Source organism: Veillonella sp. VA139 (genome assembly GCF_003992005.1).
Lineage (GTDB): Bacteria > Bacillota > Negativicutes > Veillonellales > Veillonellaceae > F0422.
Map to the genome: position 1 here is coordinate 12,532 of NZ_RQVL01000028.1, position 19,251 is coordinate 31,782.

Here is a 19,251-nt window from a genome sequence, read left to right on the forward strand (position 1 = left end):
TTCCTGTTTGCAACAGAATATACCTCCGATTATCATACCTAAAGAAATGGGGGGCATATATACAAATGATGGGAGATGGAGACGTAGGCGGGTTGACGGAGATGGGATTAACTCTGATACGAGAAGAAGTACATCGATTATTACTAATTATGTAAAAATGGTGTATAATGAAAGTGGCTTATATTGTATCGTTCCAGTAAGTGAGGTGATAGTATGGATGTCGCTGAGAGAAAATATAACCTTAGTGTAAGGATGGAAAGACCAGAAGCGTTACAACAATTAACGAAAAAAGAATTGTATCAAAGTTTGCGTAAAAGCTATCAAGATAGTATTAGTGGCAATGAAGAAACGGTTGATGCTCGTGAAGTCATTAAAGGACTGTTAGCAGAGGTTTAATATGGGAAACTATCGAGTGCGAATCAATATGGGAGTTAAAAAGCAATTAGAAGATATAGTTCATTATATAGCTAATATATTATATAACCCGATAGCGGCAAAAAATATCTTAATAAATATTGAAAAAGCAATTGATTCTTTGGAAGTCTTTCCATATAGAAATCGGATATTTGATCCGATAGAGTTTCCTGGACCTTATAGACACTTGATAAAAAAATATGCAATTTATTATTATATTGATGAAGATAAAAAAGAAGTTATAATTATTGGCATTTATAGAGATAATTGGAATGTCATAGGAATTTTATAAATAAGCAAATTAAAAGGACTGTATAACATGCCTAGGCATGTTATACAGTCCTTTAGTTACGTTAGTATGTATATCGTCGATGGGAATCACCGCTCTCATATAGCTTCTCGCTTTTCGATATACTGTATTAATAAGATACTACCGCAAACAATATTTGTTAACAAGGAAAAGGGCATTTTAAGGAATTTGTCTAAAATAGTCTGGTAAGGGAGCCTGCAATGTTATCCACTTTTGTGTCATGGGATGGATGAAATACAGCTCTGAGGCATGCAAGCATTGTTTAGTTTGCCACGTTAAGGAACCACCATAGAGATCATCCCCAGCTAGTGGATATCCTAGGGCGCTAAGGTGGACACGTATTTGGTGAGTCCGGCCCGTGTGCAGATAGCAACGCACATGAGTATGATGGGGGTATCGCTGAACCACAGTAATATCTGTATGGGCAGCTTGCCCTAATGGATGAGCACAACGTTCAATAATGCTACCCTCTAGGCGAGCGATAGGGAAATGAATAGATAAGTGACTCACAGGAATGATACCATCAGTGATGGCATCGTATACCTTTTGGATACGGGTGTGTTGCTTAGTGAAAGCGTGCTGAACCAAGGCATTCTTAGCAATAATAACGAGACCAGATGTATCTTTATCTAAGCGATGGATGGGGTGAAAGCTTGCATTCATAGCATGCTGTTGAAAATAAGCTAATACACCATTGGCGAGTGTGTGGTATCTTTCAGAGGAAGTGGGGTGCATAAGCATGCCCGTAGGTTTGTTAATGACCAACAGATGGTCATCCGCGAAGACGATGTCTAGGTCCATGGGCGTGGGTTCGATGTGGGACGTTTTAGTTAAGTGGACCGCCACAGAGTCGCCGGGATGTAGCAACGTATCCCAAGAGGCAGGACTTTCATTCACAAGGAACGAACCCTCACGACGAAGACGACGGCGCATAGCTTGCGACACCTTTTGCTCGCGAATCGCTTGGTTCATGGAGCAGGGAGAATGGGTTGTAGATAGTGTAAATTGTAAAATCGGTTGCATAATAGTCCTTATTAGGTAATGAGTTAGAAGTATTAAAAGATATATTTTATCATATCATAGAAGAGAAGACACTTAAATATGTAGGACAAGCATGAGGGAATTAGCCGATGTGGAGGTAGAATATAATGGACGACAACCATCGTTGTAGCAAAGAGCAAAGGTAAGGATTTGTATAACTTTCATAGATAGGTATAATGCATTAAATGAAATTTTGCTAGTAAATTATAGGTAAATACATTAATATATAATTAAAGAATATTTTGCAGTAAGGGGGATTGAATATGTTTATTAATCACAGTAACCATCCGAGTGAACAATGGGATGAAGCACAACGAAAAGAAGCGGAGTCTTATGGAACTATCGTGGATATGCCATTTCCATCGGTAAATCCTAATCACACATCAGACGAAGTGCAAGAGATGGTGAACCTAAACGGTGAAAGGATTTTGCAAGAGAAGCCGTCGGTTGTTATGGTGCAAGGAGAGTTCACCTATACGTATAAGATGGTTGATTTTTTAAAAGGGCATAACGTAAAAGCAGTAGCAGCAACCAGCGAGCGACTTGTTAAGACATTGGAAGATGGAAAAACAAAACAAGTTGAGTTTAACTTTGTGCAATTTCGTGAGTTTTAAGGAGAAGAAAGATGGCAGAGAGACAAGAGTATAATATCTTATTAACAGCGTATAGTAGTATTAATGGCTCATTAACTTCGTTGGAATCATTGGATCATAATTTAGAAGACTTGAAATCTCCAATCTATGAAGATGATAGCGAATGTTCTTTTATGGATAAAGCATTGATTACAAGTGAAACAGTATTAAAATATTTACTGTTACCTAAAAAAGATGGAAGTAGACCAATATTGAATCATCTTGACCAGGTATTTACATTTACTACAGACGATGTAACTAAGGTTGAGTTAGATGAAAGTGAAAATGAAATATTAAAAACCTATACATTAAAAGATGACACTCTAGTATATCAATATTTAGAGGGTGTTAAGAGAACTGAATTTATAAATCACAAAGAATTTATTGATGCTAGAATGCAAACGATTTACAGATATGCGATGAAGGATAAACCGTTTTGTTCTGATTTGAAAATCAAAAATATTCATATTAAAGATGAAACAAAGGGAATTGAAAGCAATGTGCCAAACATCTTTAATATGATTAATAATATTATTGACTATATAGAAGAAATAAAAAAAGACCCGAATAAAAATGTACATGTGTATGTAGATATTACAGGTGGATTCAGAACGATTCCAGTATATTTATTATTTGTATTAAATGTATTGGAAAAAAGAGGAATTGAAATAGATAAGTTTTTATATGCGCAAATGGCACGTGATGAGAAAGGGACCCCTAAAACAATAAAGGTTGATGATTTAACACAAGTGATAAATACGCAAAACTTTATTAATGGAATCCATGAATTTATTCAATTTGGTAGTGCTCAAGAATTGAAGATGTATTTTGAAAATGCCTTGAAATTTTGCTTAGAGACTACTTATGAGCCAAAATATAGAGAAATAATCCAAGCTATTGTTGATTCAGTAGAAGGCTTTGCTGAGGCAATTACCATATCCAATCAAAAAGAGTTTCAGGCTGCTGTTGAACAAATAAAAAAAGCTTGGGGAGCACTAGATGATGTAGAAATTGAAGATATACCAGATCCTATAGAAGGAGAAGAGATAGAACTAGGTAGATATATAGAAAATCGCAACTTACGACTTTTAAAAGTGTTTTCACCAAAAATAAAAAGAGAATATGATTTAGTTTGGCATCCTAAGACTCGTCTAGATTATATTAAATGGTGTTTAGAGCATAACTTTATACAGCAAGCATTAACCTTATATGTAGAAATGGTACCGGATATCTTATTTGATGCAGATAATACCAAAGGAATTTTGGGATTCATAAGAAAAAAGAAGAGGACTATACAGCGAAAAATGTTTTCTAAGGTAAAACGGGGAAACAAAGGATTAACATTAGGAAATAAACTATCGGAAATATTCTATGAATCAACTAAAGATGATTTAAGAAAAAAATATAGAGCAGGGAAATCTGAATATAAATTCTTCTACTGGTTGCTAAATCAATATACAGGGAATATAGAGAGCACAAGGGAAAAGCAGGCTTCACAAGAAGTTACTGAAGATAAAATGTTTTGTAAGGAAGCACTAACTAATTATAGTCGACGTGTTCCTGAAAAATGGGAGAAAAATCCAAATATTCAAATAGACAAAGAAAATATTGATGTTTTTTTTGAAAATATAAAAATTGCATTTAAAAAAGAGTTACAGGATAAAAAGGTCAATCTAAACTTTAATAGTAAACATATAACATGGGAATTATCTGTGTTAAAAGAGGAGGAATTTAAACGAAACTGGAAGTGGATCATACAATTATTTTCTAACCCTGAAGAGTTAAGAAATGTGTGTGTTGATACTTTAGATAGTTTAATGGATATAATTAGAGAGAATGAACGTGAATTAAAGAAAAGCAAAGATGTTAAAGTAGTGGATGAACTTAATAAAATTATTAGGGAAGCACCTGTATATCAAATTACAAAAAATGAAGAGTCTAAAAAAATACTTTCCAAGTTGGAGCTATTATTTGGATATTTGTATTTAAAGAAAAAAATAGAAGAGATTATAGCTGAAAAGATAGAAGAGCAACTAAAAATTGAGTTAGGTAAAAAAAGTACTGGTGAATCTACCTATTATAAGACACTAAAAGATATAAATGACGCTTTAAATAAGATAGACTGTGTAGACTTGTTACAGAAATCTATCGAGGATATTAAAGAGTATCTTTTGGGTCTAACTTCAGGGAATTTGTTTAAAATTAGAAAAGAATATTTGAAAGATTCTGGCTTTGGCGGAGATGAAATTTGTGAAGTCATACTTCCTAGAGTTATAAATGAAACAATTATTGAAGGGGCTCCTAAGTTAAGTAAGGCGATTACATCTTTAGATAAATATGCAAAAGTTGATGATATTGAATCATTGATTGCAAAGGGAAGTTTACAGATTAATCAGGGGGTTATGTCGGCATTTATTGGAAATAAGGAAGAGTTTAGATATGATGCTGAAGCTATTTTAAAACTTATTGAATCCATTAATGGAACTAATCGAGATGACGCAGAAGATATTGCTGATAAGTTTGTACAACTCATACCTCAAGCTGTAGGAGGAAAAGCAACAAAGCTAGATATATGGGGCAGGGACACATTAACATTGTTGATCTTGCGAACAGTATTATACCCATATAATACTTTGAAATTGATTCGTAATGACTCCGTTCATGCTCGAGAAAAGAGAAATATTGATATAACAAGGAAAGATATAAAGGTATTAATAGGCCGAAGTATCCGTACAATAGAAAAATACTTAAACGCTGTTGAAGAAAATAATGATGACGTATAGGTAACGCAATAAAAAAGTATAATTCTTTAATGAAAGTTTATAAAGGCTATAAGCGGATTGCCTATTCTGCTTATAGTCTTTTTAACAAAGAATACTATCATAAAGAAAGGAAATACACATGAAACACTCTGTGGTTCTATTTCTCAGTCCGATATTGATTCAAGATAAAAAAACTGAAAAACAAGATAATTTTGTGCACAAGCAATATACAAATATTATTGATGGTCAAGAAGTAGACTGTATTCAAACCAATGAATCGGCTGTACGATATATCCATGCGAGATTGGAAGAAGAAGGATCGATTTCTAAAATTGAAAACTTAATTTATGCCATTGAGGCAAAACATTGGGAACATATTACAGTAATGTATGAATTAAAAGATATTGGAAATGCATCGGTGAGGGAACAGGGAGTATGATACCAAATAAAAATCATTCAGATTTGGAAAAAGAATATAAAAATTTATTATCTAATTATATTGGATTTGAACTAAATGCTGATCAGCAGGCTGCATTACGTTCTATTTCTAACTTTTTAAATGATGACTCAAAAAGTGTTTTCATCTTGCAAGGCTGTGCGGGCTCTGGTAAAACGTTTTTGATGCAAGGTGTAGCTGGGTATTTATTTAGTAAGAAAAGACAGATTTCTTTAATAGCGCCAACAGGTAAGGCTGCTAAAGTATTGACTAAGAAAAGTGGTTATGAGGCGACTACCATTCATAAACATATTTATAAGTTTAAAGAGTTGGAAGAAGTAGAAGAGAAAAAACGTCAAATTAAGGATGACTTTTTAGAGGCTCAGGTAGTAGGAGAACCAGATTTAGTTGCGCATTTTCGATTACTGTTTAATGAAGATGATATGAATACAGTATATATTGTTGATGAAAGTTCTTTAATCGGATGCCAAGAAGTTGGTAATGAAACCGTTCAATTTGGTTCAGGGAAACTGTTAAATGATTTATTAGAGTTTATCAATCTCAACTATAAAGAAAATAAACGAAAGATAATTTTTATTGGTGATAGCTATCAATTACCTCCTGTAGGGATGAATTATTCTCCAGCATTAAAGCCAGATAGTATTTATGAAGAATGTCCGTACTTAAAAACAAATGATGCTATACAGACGTATGCATTGCGATCGGTAGTTCGACAAAATGCAGATAGTGGTGTATTGAAGGTGGCCACCTATTTGAGAGAGAAAATAGAATTAAATAGATTTAATGAATTAAGGCTTGAAGAATACCCTGAGGATGTGAAAAAAATTCAGTATAAAGACTTTATCCATACCTATATGAACCATGTTTGTAAAGATGGATTAGATAAAGTGATACTTATTGCATATTCAAATGCTTCAGTTGATGTGTTTAATCGATTAATTAGAGAGCAACTATTTCCACATCAACAAGAAATTACAAAAGATGATCGTTTGCTAGTGGTAAAAAATGTTACCATTGGTGATGAACTTTTGATGAATGGAGACTTTGTTAAAGTTACTGAGGTGGGACAGCAAATAGTACGAAATGTTATGATGGAGAATGAAAACGTACGATTGTGTTTTAGAGAGGCGACGATTGAATTTAATGCTAACACTCATCGCGTATTCATTATGGAAAGCTTGCTAACATCAAATGAACGATGTCTATCAAAGTTGGAGTTAAAAGCACTGAACAAGGACTTTAAAATCCGAAATGCTGCAGCTCTTAAAGAAGCTAAGGAAGGTAGTAAAAGTGAATATAAACAAAAATTGCAAGAATTATTTTTAACAGACAAATACATTAATGCTTTGCAAGTTAAATATGGTTATGCTATCACCTGTCATAAGGCGCAAGGCAGTGAGTGGGATACTGTTTTTTTAGATTGTAACTTAAAACGTGGATATCGTAATCGAGAAACCTTTCAATGGCTTTACACAGGTGTTACACGAAGCTCGAACAAGTTATACTTAGTCGATTTACCTAGCCACCTTACAATGGATGGGAATATAAAAACGTATATGCAAGCCAATGCTCAGCCTGCTCAAACGATACCACCTATGTTACAATCAGATTTTACGCCGTTAGAAACGAATATAGTAGAAACTATTCATGAAAAGAAATTGCAGTCGGTAGGAATGACAGAGAACATGATAGAGTCCAAACTAACATGTGACTGGAATAGTATGGGTTCACAAGCGCAGCAAATCGTTAAACATATGGTATGTGCACTAGGTGATATTCCATGTATGATTACATCTGTCATCGACCATGCGTACCAAGTTATTGTTACGTTGAAAGTAAACGATCGAGAAAGTAGAATATCTGTGTATTATAATGGTAAAGAAAAAATTTCAAGAGTGAACCACATAGACTCAATTTCGGATTGGACGGTGGTAGATCGACTAGCCACACTAATAGGAAAGTCTACTATAGCGCAAGAGGAACCCGTGGCAATACATCGAATGGCAACTATGGAAACCGTTGATAGAGAACCTATAGAGATTCAAGTAGCTAGCCAAGAAGCAACTAGTATAGTGGATACTTTCTCCTATCCACCGGAACATGAATATTTCTTAAAAGAATATATGCAGCGTATAGAGGAAAAGTTAGGGTCAACACAAATATATATTGCGGGAATTGAATCCATGCAATATTGTTTACGAGTGACATTTACAAGATCTCATCAAAGTGCAATACTAAATATTTTCTACAATGGAAAAGGATTGATTACCAATATATTACCTTATGTGCCTGGCTGTAAAGATAGTGCCTTCCGAGATGAAGTTACAGTATGTATCGTTAGGTAATAAAGTATAACGTACATTCGTATTTTATATAACTTATGTTTATAGCTAGCTAATTTCAACGTTTAGGAGTATAATGAGGTATACAAATGTCTATTCCATAAGGTGGTAGAACTGAAATAGACAAAATTGAGGAGGGGTTATAATGAAACAAATACGCTCGCTATTAGTAGCAAACCGTGGTGAAATCGCTATTCGTGTACTTCGTGCATGTAACGAAATGGGGATTCGCACAGTGGCTATTTACTCTAACGAAGATGCACTTTCATTACATCGCAATCAAGCAGATGAATCTTATTTAGTAGGGGAAGGTAAAAAACCTGTAGATGCATACTTAGATATTGAAGATATTATTCGTATTGCGAAGGAACATGATGTGGACGCGATCCATCCAGGATATGGCTTCTTATCTGAAAATGCACATTTTGCACAACGTTGTGAAGAAGAAGGGATTACGTTCATCGGTCCTAAAGTAGAACATTTAGTGATGTTCGGGGACAAAGTAAATGCTCGTATTCAAGCCAAAAAAGCAGATATACCGATGATTCCTGGCAGTGATGGTCCATTGAAAGACTTTGCAGAATTAGAAGCATTTGCTGAGAAATATGGCTATCCATTGATGATCAAAGCCGTGAATGGCGGTGGCGGTCGTGGTATGCGTGAAGTGACAAAATATGAAGAACTTCGCGATGCGTATGATCGTGCAAAATCTGAAGCAAAAATGGCCTTTGGCGATGATGATGTGTACGTAGAAAAATTAATTGTAGAGCCAAAACATATCGAAGTCCAAATTATCGGTGATGAACATGGCAATATCGTACATTTACATGAACGGGATTGCTCCATCCAACGTCGACATCAAAAAGTAGTAGAGGTGGCACCAGCCTTTGCCTTATCTCGTGATTTGCGTGACCGTATTTGTGCAGCAGCTGTGAAAATCATGAAACATGTGAACTATGTCAGTGCTGGTACGGTAGAATTCTTGGTAACCGCAGATGGAAACTTCTATTTCATTGAAGTCAACCCTCGTATCCAAGTAGAACATACAGTGACAGAAATGATCACAGGCATCGATATTGTGCATACGCAAATTCGCATTGCCGAAGGTCATGCATTGCACAGTGAAGCGGTAGCCATTCCTGCACAAGAACATATTCGTTGTGAAGGGGTAGCCATCCAATGTCGTATTACTACAGAAGATCCAAACAATCATTTCATGCCAGATACAGGTAAATTAATTACGTACCGTAGCTCCGGTGGTTTTGGTATTCGTTTAGATGGTGGTAATGCGTTTACAGGAGCTGTCATTACACCATATTATGATTCCTTGCTAGTAAAAGCTACGTCTTGGGCATTGTCCACAGAAGAAGCTATTCGTAAAATGTTGCGTTGCTTGCGAGAGTTCCGTATTCGTGGCGTAAAAACGAATGTGCACTTCTTGGTGAATGTATTAGAGCATGAAGTGTTCCAATCTGGGGATTACAATGTTCATTTTATCGATGAACATCCAGAATTGTTCAACTTAAAAAAAGATAAGGACAGAGGTACAAAACTGCTTCGTTACATCGCTGATGTAACTGTCAATGGTTACAACGGTCATAAAGAAGAAGTACCGACATTTGATCCAATTATCATGCCTTCAAACCTACAAGGAGTACCAGCAGCAGGGACAAAACAAAAATTAGATGAATTGGGACCAGAAAAGTTCTCTAAATGGGTGCAGGAACAGCCAAAAGTATTGTTTACAGATACCACATGGCGTGATGCGCATCAATCCTTGTTTGCGACTCGTTTGCGTACAGCTGATATGGCTCGTGTAGCTGGTCGTGTTGCGAAGGGATTGCCTAATTTGTTCTCCCTAGAATGTTGGGGCGGTGCAACATTTGATGTGGCGTACCGTTTCTTGCATGAAGATCCATGGGAACGGTTACGTATGTTCCGTGAACAAGTGCCAAACATCTTGTTACAAATGTTACTTCGTGGTTCCAATGCAGTGGGATACACAAGCTATGCAGATAATGTAGTGCGTGAATTTATCCGATTAGCTGGTAAAAATGGTATCGATGTGTTCCGTATTTTCGACAGCTTAAATAGCTTAGACAATATGAAAGTAGCCATCGATGAAGTTCGTAATCAAGGTAAAGTAGCAGAAGTGGCATTGTGCTACACAGGAGATATTTTAGATCCTCGCCGTGATAAATATAACTTGGCATATTATGTCAACATGGGTAAAGAAGTGGCAGCAGCAGGAGCTAATATTTTAGCTATCAAAGATATGGCTGGTTTATTAAAACCTCAAGCAGCATATAACTTAGTAAGTGCACTAAAAGATGCGGTAGACTTACCAATTCACTTACATACCCATGAAGGTTCTGGTAATGCGATTTATTCCTATGGTCGTGCCGTAGATGCAGGGGTAGATATTATCGACTTGGCATACTCCGCTTTTGCTAATGGTACAAGTCAACCTAGCATGAGCTCCATGTACTATGGTTTGACTGGACATGATCGTCAACCAACTATGAATGTAGCCTATATGGAAGAAGCATCCAACTACTTTGGATCTATTCGCCCATACTACAAAGGAGTGGATCATACATCTTCTTACCCAAATACAACGGTATACCAACATGAAATGCCTGGTGGACAGTATTCTAACTTGCAACAACAAGCGAAGAGTGTGGGTCTTGGAGAGCGTTGGGAAGACATTAAACGTGTGTATCATGAAGTGAGCATGTTATTTGGTGATATCATTAAAGTAACGCCATCTTCTAAAATTGTTGGAGATATGACCTTGTTCATGGTTCAAAATAAATTGACAGAAGAAGATATTTACGACAAAGGCGATACATTGGACTTTCCACAATCTGTGGTGGAATTCTTCAAAGGCTACATTGGTACACCATACTTGGGATTCCCTGAACGGTTACAACAAATTGTCTTAAAAGGTGAAAAACCATTGGATGGACGTCCTGGGGCTACCTTGCCATCAGTTGACTTTGAAGCGGTTCGTAAAGAACTAGCAGAGAAAGGGGCAGGTACTACAGATGAAGATGTGATTGCTCACTGCTTATATTCCAAGGTATTTGCTGATTATAGTACTTTCAAACAAGACTATTCTGATGTAAGCGTATTGGATACACCAACCTTCTTCTTTGGCATGAAACGCGGTGAAAGCGTAGAAGTGACTATCGAACAAGGTAAAACATTGGTGATTAAATACATTCAAATGAGTGAAGCTGATGAAGATGGTACACGTCATGTGTTGTTTGAATTAAATGGTCAACCTAGAACGATTAAAGTTCATGACAAACACATTAAAACAACAGGTGTAGTGCGTCATAAAGTGGATCCAACCAAACCTGGTGAAGTAGGTGCTACTTTATCTGGTTCTGTGGTGAAAATTGTGGCACAAGTGGGTCAAGCTGTGAAAAAAGGTGATGCCCTTGTAGTGACAGAAGCGATGAAGATGGAAACGACTATTACAGCTCCAGTATCTGGTGTAGTAGGTGTCATCCATGTTCGTGAAGGTAGCCGTATTGAAAGTGGCGATTGCTTGTTAACTATCGAAGAACAAGCACACGTAGCTAACTAGGTGATACGATTTATATCATATAAGTATGGTAGAATACATAGGAATCATGTATTCCTTGTATAGTTGCATACATAAGCGACTTAGTGTTACTGTCAGTTTTACAATACACATAAAAAGCAGGAGCAACTCAGTTGCTCCTGTTTATCATATATAAGAGATACATACAAGATATAAAAGGAGTGATTCTTATGGCATTTACATTGCCAGAGCGGTCTATTAGCAAAGGCCCTAATTTCATTCGAGATGTGTTTGAACGGGGCTCAGGGATTCCTGGGTTCATTAGTTTTGGGATAGGAAATCCAGCTGGTGAAGTGGTGCCAGTAGAGGAAATTCAATCTGCCTTTGACCACATTGTACATACGAATCCATTAGAGATTTTGCAATATGGCCCCATGCAAGGAGATGCGAAGTTAGCAGAGCAAACATTGCATCGTTTGGTACATGTGCATCACATGCCTGCAGAAGGACAGCAATTATTATTGTCCATCGGGGCAGGCCAAGATTTAGGGCTAGTACCTCGCACAGTATGTGATGCTGGCGATGAAGTGTACATGGATGCCTATACGTTTACCAGTGCCATCAATGCAGTACGCAGTGTAGGATCCAAAGCGGTAGGCATCCCTACCGATGGGGATGGCATGATTCCAGAAGCGTTGGAAGAAGCGGCAAAATCTGGAAAGGGCAAATATGTGTATCTGATTCCAAACTTTCAAAATCCTACGGGTATTACTATGCCATTAGAACGTAGGAGAGCAATTTATGAGATTGCAAAAGCTTATGATTTGTTCATTTACGAAGATGATCCGTATGGAGAAATTCGCTTCGGCGGTGAGCGAGTGCCTACTTTCAAAGAAATGGATACGGATAATCGTGTGCTCTATGCGGGGTCTTATTCTAAAACGATTTCTGCAGGATTGCGAGTTGGTTTCTTGTATGGTCCAAGCGAAGTAATCCAAGCTATCCAAGTGATGAAGAATAACTGCGATGGTCAAATGCCGCTAGTCACGCAACGTGTAGTGAGCCATTTGCTAGAACATATCGATTATGATGAGCAAATCCAAAAGGTATGTAAGGTGTATCAAGAAAAATGCCGAGTTATGTTGGATACATTCCGAAAATTTGGTAGCTCCAAAGTACATATGACAGAACCTACGGGAGGGATGTTTATATGGATGACCTTGCCAGACCATGTGGACTGTGACGCTTTCTTTGAAGAGGCCATTGCTCGTAAAGTAGGCGTTGTGAAAAGTGGTGCCTTTGCAGCAGATGGAGTTCCCTATGGACAACATTTCCGTTTAAGCTATACGGTGCCATCTTTGGAAGACATCCGTAAAGGCATGCAAATCATAGGGGAATTGACACGTGAATATTGCGGAGAATAAATACTACTATGTGTAGTATGTTATAAGAGGAGGGGGGGGGTAACACCACCTCCTCTATTCTTATATAGAGAAGGCTCTCGGTCATATGATCTCTAGTATGGATTGTGGCATGTATCTTCCCGATAAGAAATGAAACATAAAGGGGCACTTGTAATTTACTCATTGCAGGTGTTCGACTTTCTTGTATCCTATGTTATAATACATATATACCTATAGATATATAGGATATACATGCCTTCACAAGGGTGAATGGCATTTATTATTATGGTAGAGAAAGTTCTTAGGACTTTCAGACATATAGAAAGAAGGTTTATTATGGCATGTGGAGATAATGGTGGTTGCGGCGGTTGCGCATCTTCTAGCGGATGCAGCACGCAACAACCAGTGGATTTGACAGTAAAAACAAATGATAGAAGTCATGTGAAAAAGGTCATCGGCATTGTATCCGGTAAGGGTGGTGTTGGTAAATCTTTGGTCACAAGCTTGATGGCGGTGAGTCAATCTCGTAAAGGTAAATCTGTAGGCATTCTTGATGGAGATATTACAGGTCCATCCATTCCAAAAGTATTTGGCTTGAAAGACAAAGTGCGTAGCGATGATGGTAAATTGATGTATCCTATCGTGTCTAAAAACGGCGTGAAAGTGATGTCTGTGAATTTGCTATTAGATGATGAATCGGATCCAGTCCTTTGGAGAGGTCCTGTAGTAGGTAATGTGGTAAAACAATTCTTCTCCGATACAGTGTGGGGCGATGTAGATTACTTATTCGTAGATATGCCTCCAGGCACAGGAGACGTAGCGATGACGGTGTTCCAATCCTTACCATTGGACGGTATTATCGTGGTTACATCGCCTCAAGATTTAGTATCCATGATTGTGGAAAAAGCCGTAAAAATGGCGGATATGATGCAAGTACCTATTATTGGTGTAGTGGAAAACTTTGCGTACTTCCATTGCCCAGATAATGGAAAAGATTATAAAATCTTTGGTGAAAGTCACATTGATGAAGTATTGAAAAAATACAATTTATTGTTGCTAGGTCGATTACCAATCGATCCAAAAGTAGCAGAATTGTGCGACGCTGGTGAAATTGAAACGATTACAACAACAAATTTAGAATCAGTAGGCTTACCAGAGTAAGCGTGGACAATACCATAGTGTACGTTGTACCTATGGTATTTTTCATAGGAGGAATTATGTGTGAACAGAATGAAGTCGCAACTATGTATGCTGACTTTTTTGAATATATTGAAAGCTCTACTTCACCATATCATACGGTGGAGGAGTCGTATCGTCGCTTAGAAGAACAAGGGTTTACACCTTTATCGATGGACGAAGAATGGAATTTGGAAGCAGGGGATTATGTCATTGACGTATATGGTACTACTTTAATAGCATTCCATATTGGAGAAAACCCTAGAGAGACTTTACGAATAGCCTCAGCCCATACCGATTTTCCAGGATTTAGGGTGAAGCCAAATCCGATGATTACGGACAAAGGCTATGGTAAGCTGAATGTAGAAAGTTATGGGGGATTAATTCAATATACTTGGTTTGATCGACCTCTTTCTCTAGCGGGTGTGGTAGTGACAAAAGGGAAAGACTCCCTAGAGTTAGATACACATTATGTAGATTTTGCTCGTCCAGTGGCTACGATTCCTAGCTTAGCCATCCATATGAATCGACAGGTTAATGAAAAGGCAAGTTTTAATAAGCAAAAAGAGATGTTACCACTTATTTTAATGCGCGGTGTAGGTACAGACTATGAAGATGACAAGACTATATTAAAAGTCTTATTAGCCGAAGACATTGGCTGTGAACCAGCAGATATTTTATCCTATGAGTTGACTGTGTATAATACGGATACGGTGGAAACGGTTGGCTTTGATGCGGAATATATCAGTGCTCCGCGGTTAGATAATCTTACATCCTGTTATGCTTGCTTGCAAGGGATTGTCAGAGCCAAAGAACAACAGGCTACGGGGATTCGTATGGCATTCCTATTTGACCACGAAGAGGTGGGAAGTCGTACAAAACAAGGAGGAGCCTCCTTGTTATTACCAAATGTAGTACGCCGTGTGTACCGTGCTTTGGGATTCTCAGAAGAAGCCTGTGAAGCGGATATTGCAAAAGGGTTCATGATTTCTTCTGATGTGGCTCATGGTTATCATCCTAATTACGGAGAGAAAAATGATATTACTAACTATCCAATTTTGAATGGTGGTGTAGTTTTAAAAATAGCTAGCTCTCAATCCTATGCAGGAGATGCGGTGGCACAAGCGATTGTGACAGATTTATGTGATACCCATGGCATTAAGCATCAAATTTATGTGAATCGCTCAGATATTCCAGGTGGATCTACAGTAGGCTCTATTTCTTCAGCACAATTAGTGATGCGGACCATGGATGTAGGTTTACCACTGTTGGCTATGCATTCCGCACGGGAGTTGATGGGTACCTATGATCAAATGGAATTAAATCGGTTATTAACTGTATTTTTAGGGGAGGTATAACATGGTTTCTATGATGGCAATTTTTGTAGCATTAGTATTGAATCGAATTTCTACACCCTTTCAACGTATGTTTTATGAACGAACTACAGTGAAAGAACAGCAAAAAGAAGAAGTCACAAAAGCATTACAATTGTTAGGGATGATTGTGGTAGCTGTGTATGGTGTGACCGGTAATATTACATTGTTAGGAATTGATGGTGTGACCCTTGTACAAACCGTTCTTGCCATAGCATTAGGTATAGGGGTTGTGCAAGTATTTGAAATCGTATCAGTATCTCATTTACGCCCCATATTAGAAGAACAAGAAGGACCTAAGACAGTCTATGATCGCTGGATTTGGGATACTATTTTCATTGTAGGGTTATTATCTGCTCATGTACGATATGGCTTAGAGTTTTCCTATATGGTCATTGCATGGCTATTATACATTCTGATTCCATATGGCGTTACACGATATAATATGAGCCGTGGCATAGAATTTAGCATTGGGAAAAAAGCCTATAAATGGGGAGCCCTAATCTGGATTTTTGCAGGTCTTATCCATTTGTTTGTATTATGATTCTCATTGAGAACGTGATATAATAAGCTAGTATTATGACAAATTGTTATACATATATAACAACGGTTAGAACTAGATTGCTAGGGATGGCCGTTGTATGTTTAGTAGATAGAAAAGAGGTATTATGAAGTTAGATACAGTCTATGCAGGCTTTCGTGTAGAGCGAATTGAACCTGTTCAAGAGGTAAATGGCACAGCCTATATGTTACACCATGAGCAATCTGGCGCGCGTTTGTTATACATCGATACAGAAGATACAAATAAAGTATTTCATGTAGCATTCCGCACGCCTCCTCATGATAGTACAGGGGTAGCACATATTTTAGAACATTCTGTGTTGTGTGGATCCCGTAAATTTCCGTTAAAAGAGCCCTTTGTGGAACTCGTAAAAGGATCTCTGAACACATTCTTAAATGCTATGACCTATTCTGACAAAACTGTGTATCCAGTGGCGAGTAAGAATGATGCAGACTTTCATAATTTGATGGATGTCTATTTGGATGCCGTATTCTATCCTCGTGTAGCTAAGGACCCGATGATCGTTATGCAAGAGGGATGGCATTATGAGTTGGAATCTGCAGAAGATCCATTGACCTATAAAGGCGTTGTCTATAACGAGATGAAAGGGGTTTACTCCTCACCTGACTCTCAATTAGATTATCATAAAATGGCACTGTTATATCCTGACACTACTTATGGGCATGATTCTGGTGGATATCCTGATAATATTACAGACTTGACCTATGAAAACTTTAAAGCTTTCTATGATTCCTATTACCATCCGTCCAATAGTTATATCTATCTATATGGGGATATGAATATTGAAGAAACCTTAGCATTCATTGATAAGGAATATTTGTCAAACTTCCATGCCATTGAAGTAGATTCTAGTATTGCTATGCAATCTCCTTTAGCTGAACCAGTGGTGGCATCTTTCCCATACGGTATTGGTAATGATGAAAGTGATAAGGGCAAAGCCATTCATTCCTTAACCTATGTATTCCCAGAAATGACATTTACTCAAAGTTTAGCCTTTGAAGTGTTGAATCATGCTTTATTTACATCTGGTTCAGCACCGTTGAAAGAAGCCTTAGTGAAAGCAAATATTGGTAGTGATGTAAGTGGCTCCTACATGGATGGTATTCGTCAGCCATTATTTGAAATTAGTGTCACAGGTTCTGAAATTGAAAAACAAGTACAGTTGCAAGAAGTGGTGGAAACTACATTACGCCAATTAGTGGATGCAGGTTTAGATAAGGAATTGTTAGAGGCATCCTTAAATCGCATTGAGTTCATTTTGCGAGAAGCTGATTTTGGAGGGCGTCCAATTGGTCTTGCGTACGGCTTACGAGTAATGGATAATTGGCTATATGATGAAGATCCTATTGAATTGCTACAATATGAACCCGTATTGAAAGCACTTCGTGAAGGATTATCTACTGATTTCTATGAAAACTTATTGCGTACCTATATCTTAGATAACACGCATAAAGGCTTAGTTTCTCTGTATCCAGAAAAAGGTTTACAAGAGAAGAAAGAACAAGAAGAGACTGCTAAACTAGCGGCTATTAAATCAAATATGAGTGAAGAAGAAATTGCCCATATTATTGATCAAACAGCGAAATTAAAAGAAATGCAACAAGCCGTAGATTCTGAAGAAGCACTGGCAACCATTCCTTTATTAGAATTGTCTGATATTTCTCCTGTAGTAGAAGTAACACCACGCCGTGAAATTGACCATAAAGGTATTCGTGTGCATCACATTGATGTACCAGCTCGTGGCATTAACTATGTTAGCTTGTATTTCAATATGGAATCCTTGCGAGAAGATGAAATATTCTATGCAGAGCTATTGTCAGATGTATTAGGCCGACTAGATACAGAACGTTTTACCTATGCAGAGATAGCAAAAGAAATAAATCTACATTTAGGCGGCTATACTATGGATGTATTGCCAGTCTCTATCCATAATGAACGTGATGCATTTGTACCATTAGCGGTTGTTCGTAGTAAGGCGTTAGCATCCAACATTGGTCATTTAACATCTCTACTTGGAGAGATCGTAGGACGCACAAAGTTTAATAGCCAAGAACGTCTTGTAGAATTGTTAAAAGAAGGAAAAGCCATCTGGGATACAGAAGCATTCCGCCGTGGTAACACGATTGTTACTAACTTGCTTATGGCGAAAGTATCGAAAATTGGTAAATTTAGAGACCAAGATACACTAGGCTATTTCCGTCGTTTAGTCGAAGTATTAGACAATGAAACATTACTAGCTGGTGTGACGGAACAATTGATGAAAGTACAACAACGTTTATTCCGTAAAGATAACTTGGAAGTATCTTTTGTAGGTACTGCTGAAGAACTAGAAACTTTCTTAGCACATCTAGACGATATCACTGCTGTGTTAAGTGATGATAGTTGGGAAGCACAGCTAGAGATGACTCAAACCTATGTGAATGAAGGCTTAGCTACCTCTGGTAAGGTACAATATGTGGCAAAAGGTGGCAACTTCCGTGATCATGGCGGTACACATACAGGTACGATGAGCGTCCTAGAAACTATGTTGCGCTACGATTATCTATGGAACTTAATTCGTGTACAAGGTGGAGCGTATGGAGCCTTTGCTAATTTCCATAATAATGGTAATATGGTATTCTGTTCCTACCGTGATCCAAACTTAGAAAATACATTACAAGTGTATGATGGATTGCCAACCTATTTACGTGAATTAGATTTATCTCCACGAGAAATGCGTAAATATATCATTGGTACTATGAGTGGGCTTGATGTATCTAATACACCATTCCTACAAGGAGCTCGCGCTATGAGCTTATACTTTGGGAACACCAATGAAGCAAATATGACGGCTTTCCGTCAACAAGTCTTGGAAACAACAGTAGAAGACTTACGTGGATTAGCAGATGTCATTGAAAAAGTATTACAAGATAACCATATCGTAGTCATGGGTAGCGAACAGCGTATCAAAGAAGCAGAACAGCTCTTCGACAAAGTGAGTAACCTAGTACAATAACTTCATAAGAACATAGTAAAAGCCATACCCTATCTGGGAAACCAGAGGGGTATGGCTTTTGTGAGTTCAGGCTCTATAAAATAATAACGCACATCAGAATATTCTGATGTGCGAATTTTTATTGTTATTTAGTGGTTCTATAATATATTTTGGGGGGACAGCAAAAGCCACCCCCCAAGGTATATTTTTTTATGCATAAAAATAGGCATA

Annotated in this window: 13 protein-coding genes; 12 read left to right on the forward strand and 1 reads right to left on the reverse strand. The window is 37.5% G+C overall.

What is annotated here, in order from left to right; genetic code table 11:
- Positions 1-213 precede the first annotated feature (213 nt).
- Both EO125_RS08420 and EO125_RS08425 read left to right on the forward strand, forming a co-directional pair.
- On the forward strand, positions 214-396 hold the full coding sequence (locus EO125_RS08420; RefSeq protein WP_127148503.1) for a hypothetical protein: 183 nt from the start codon (positions 214-216) through the stop codon (positions 394-396).
- Between the two features lies 1 nt (position 397).
- Positions 398-706, forward strand: a complete 309-nt coding sequence (locus EO125_RS08425; protein WP_127148504.1) for a type II toxin-antitoxin system RelE/ParE family toxin — start codon at positions 398-400, stop codon at positions 704-706.
- A gap of 177 nt (positions 707-883) precedes the next feature.
- Here the strand turns inward: EO125_RS08425 and EO125_RS08430 are convergent, their stop codons facing one another.
- Positions 884-1,747: an RluA family pseudouridine synthase gene (locus tag EO125_RS08430; protein ID WP_127148505.1), complete on the reverse strand. Its 864-nt coding sequence runs from the start codon at positions 1,745-1,747 to the stop codon at positions 884-886.
- Positions 1,748-2,028: 281 nt separating this feature from the next.
- Between EO125_RS08430 and EO125_RS08435 the strand changes: the two genes are divergently transcribed.
- The 10 genes from EO125_RS08435 to EO125_RS08480 all read left to right on the forward strand — a co-directional run bounded on the left by EO125_RS08435 (position 2,029) and on the right by EO125_RS08480 (position 19,041).
- The gene (locus EO125_RS08435; protein ID WP_127148506.1) at positions 2,029-2,379 is read left to right on the forward strand and encodes a CRISPR-associated protein; all 351 of its coding nucleotides are present in this window, start codon (positions 2,029-2,031) and stop codon (positions 2,377-2,379) included.
- Positions 2,380-2,390: 11 nt separating this feature from the next.
- Entirely contained in the window at positions 2,391-5,180 is a 2,790-nt protein-coding gene (locus EO125_RS08440; RefSeq protein ID WP_127148507.1) for a TM1812 family CRISPR-associated protein, read from the forward strand.
- Positions 5,181-5,298: 118 nt separating this feature from the next.
- Positions 5,299-5,598, forward strand: coding sequence for a hypothetical protein (locus EO125_RS08445; protein ID WP_127148508.1), 300 nt, complete (start codon positions 5,299-5,301; stop codon positions 5,596-5,598).
- Positions 5,595-7,961, forward strand: coding sequence for an ATP-dependent RecD-like DNA helicase (locus tag EO125_RS08450; protein WP_127148509.1), 2,367 nt, complete (start codon positions 5,595-5,597; stop codon positions 7,959-7,961). The genes EO125_RS08445 and EO125_RS08450 overlap by 4 nt, the downstream gene beginning before the upstream one ends.
- A 142-nt stretch (positions 7,962-8,103) precedes the next feature.
- Positions 8,104-11,553, forward strand: coding sequence for a pyruvate carboxylase (locus tag EO125_RS08455; protein ID WP_127148510.1), 3,450 nt, complete (start codon positions 8,104-8,106; stop codon positions 11,551-11,553).
- Positions 11,554-11,741: 188 nt separating this feature from the next.
- Positions 11,742-12,935, forward strand: coding sequence for a PLP-dependent aminotransferase family protein (locus tag EO125_RS08460; protein WP_127148511.1), 1,194 nt, complete (start codon positions 11,742-11,744; stop codon positions 12,933-12,935).
- Between the two features lie 315 nt (positions 12,936-13,250).
- A complete protein-coding gene (locus EO125_RS08465) occupies positions 13,251-14,075 on the forward strand; it encodes an Mrp/NBP35 family ATP-binding protein (RefSeq protein WP_127148512.1) in 825 nt (274 codons plus the stop codon).
- Positions 14,076-14,131: 56 nt separating this feature from the next.
- Entirely contained in the window at positions 14,132-15,448 is a 1,317-nt protein-coding gene (locus EO125_RS08470) for a M18 family aminopeptidase (RefSeq protein WP_127148513.1), read from the forward strand.
- A gap of 1 nt (position 15,449) precedes the next feature.
- Complete coding sequence (locus tag EO125_RS08475) at positions 15,450-16,007, forward strand: hypothetical protein (RefSeq protein WP_127148514.1); 558 nt, start codon at positions 15,450-15,452, stop codon at positions 16,005-16,007.
- A gap of 124 nt (positions 16,008-16,131) precedes the next feature.
- On the forward strand, positions 16,132-19,041 hold the full coding sequence (locus tag EO125_RS08480) for an insulinase family protein (protein WP_127148515.1): 2,910 nt from the start codon (positions 16,132-16,134) through the stop codon (positions 19,039-19,041).
- The last annotated feature ends 210 nt before the right edge of the window (positions 19,042-19,251 follow it).

Excerpts from the sequence above, each read along its gene's own strand:
- EO125_RS08420 (WP_127148503.1), top strand. The coding sequence starts at position 214 with ATGGATGTCGCTGAGAGAAAATATAACCTTAGTGTAAGGATGGAAAGA.
- EO125_RS08425 (WP_127148504.1), top strand. The coding sequence starts at position 398 with ATGGGAAACTATCGAGTGCGAATCAATATGGGAGTTAAAAAGCAATTA.
- EO125_RS08430 (WP_127148505.1), bottom strand. The coding sequence starts at position 1,747 with ATGCAACCGATTTTACAATTTACACTATCTACAACCCATTCTCCCTGC.
- EO125_RS08435 (WP_127148506.1), top strand. The coding sequence starts at position 2,029 with ATGTTTATTAATCACAGTAACCATCCGAGTGAACAATGGGATGAAGCA.
- EO125_RS08440 (WP_127148507.1), top strand. The coding sequence starts at position 2,391 with ATGGCAGAGAGACAAGAGTATAATATCTTATTAACAGCGTATAGTAGT.
- EO125_RS08445 (WP_127148508.1), top strand. The coding sequence starts at position 5,299 with ATGAAACACTCTGTGGTTCTATTTCTCAGTCCGATATTGATTCAAGAT.
- EO125_RS08450 (WP_127148509.1), top strand. The coding sequence starts at position 5,595 with ATGATACCAAATAAAAATCATTCAGATTTGGAAAAAGAATATAAAAAT.
- EO125_RS08455 (WP_127148510.1), top strand. The coding sequence starts at position 8,104 with ATGAAACAAATACGCTCGCTATTAGTAGCAAACCGTGGTGAAATCGCT.
- EO125_RS08460 (WP_127148511.1), top strand. The coding sequence starts at position 11,742 with ATGGCATTTACATTGCCAGAGCGGTCTATTAGCAAAGGCCCTAATTTC.
- EO125_RS08465 (WP_127148512.1), top strand. The coding sequence starts at position 13,251 with ATGGCATGTGGAGATAATGGTGGTTGCGGCGGTTGCGCATCTTCTAGC.
- EO125_RS08470 (WP_127148513.1), top strand. The coding sequence starts at position 14,132 with ATGTGTGAACAGAATGAAGTCGCAACTATGTATGCTGACTTTTTTGAA.
- EO125_RS08475 (WP_127148514.1), top strand. The coding sequence starts at position 15,450 with ATGGTTTCTATGATGGCAATTTTTGTAGCATTAGTATTGAATCGAATT.
- EO125_RS08480 (WP_127148515.1), top strand. The coding sequence starts at position 16,132 with ATGAAGTTAGATACAGTCTATGCAGGCTTTCGTGTAGAGCGAATTGAA.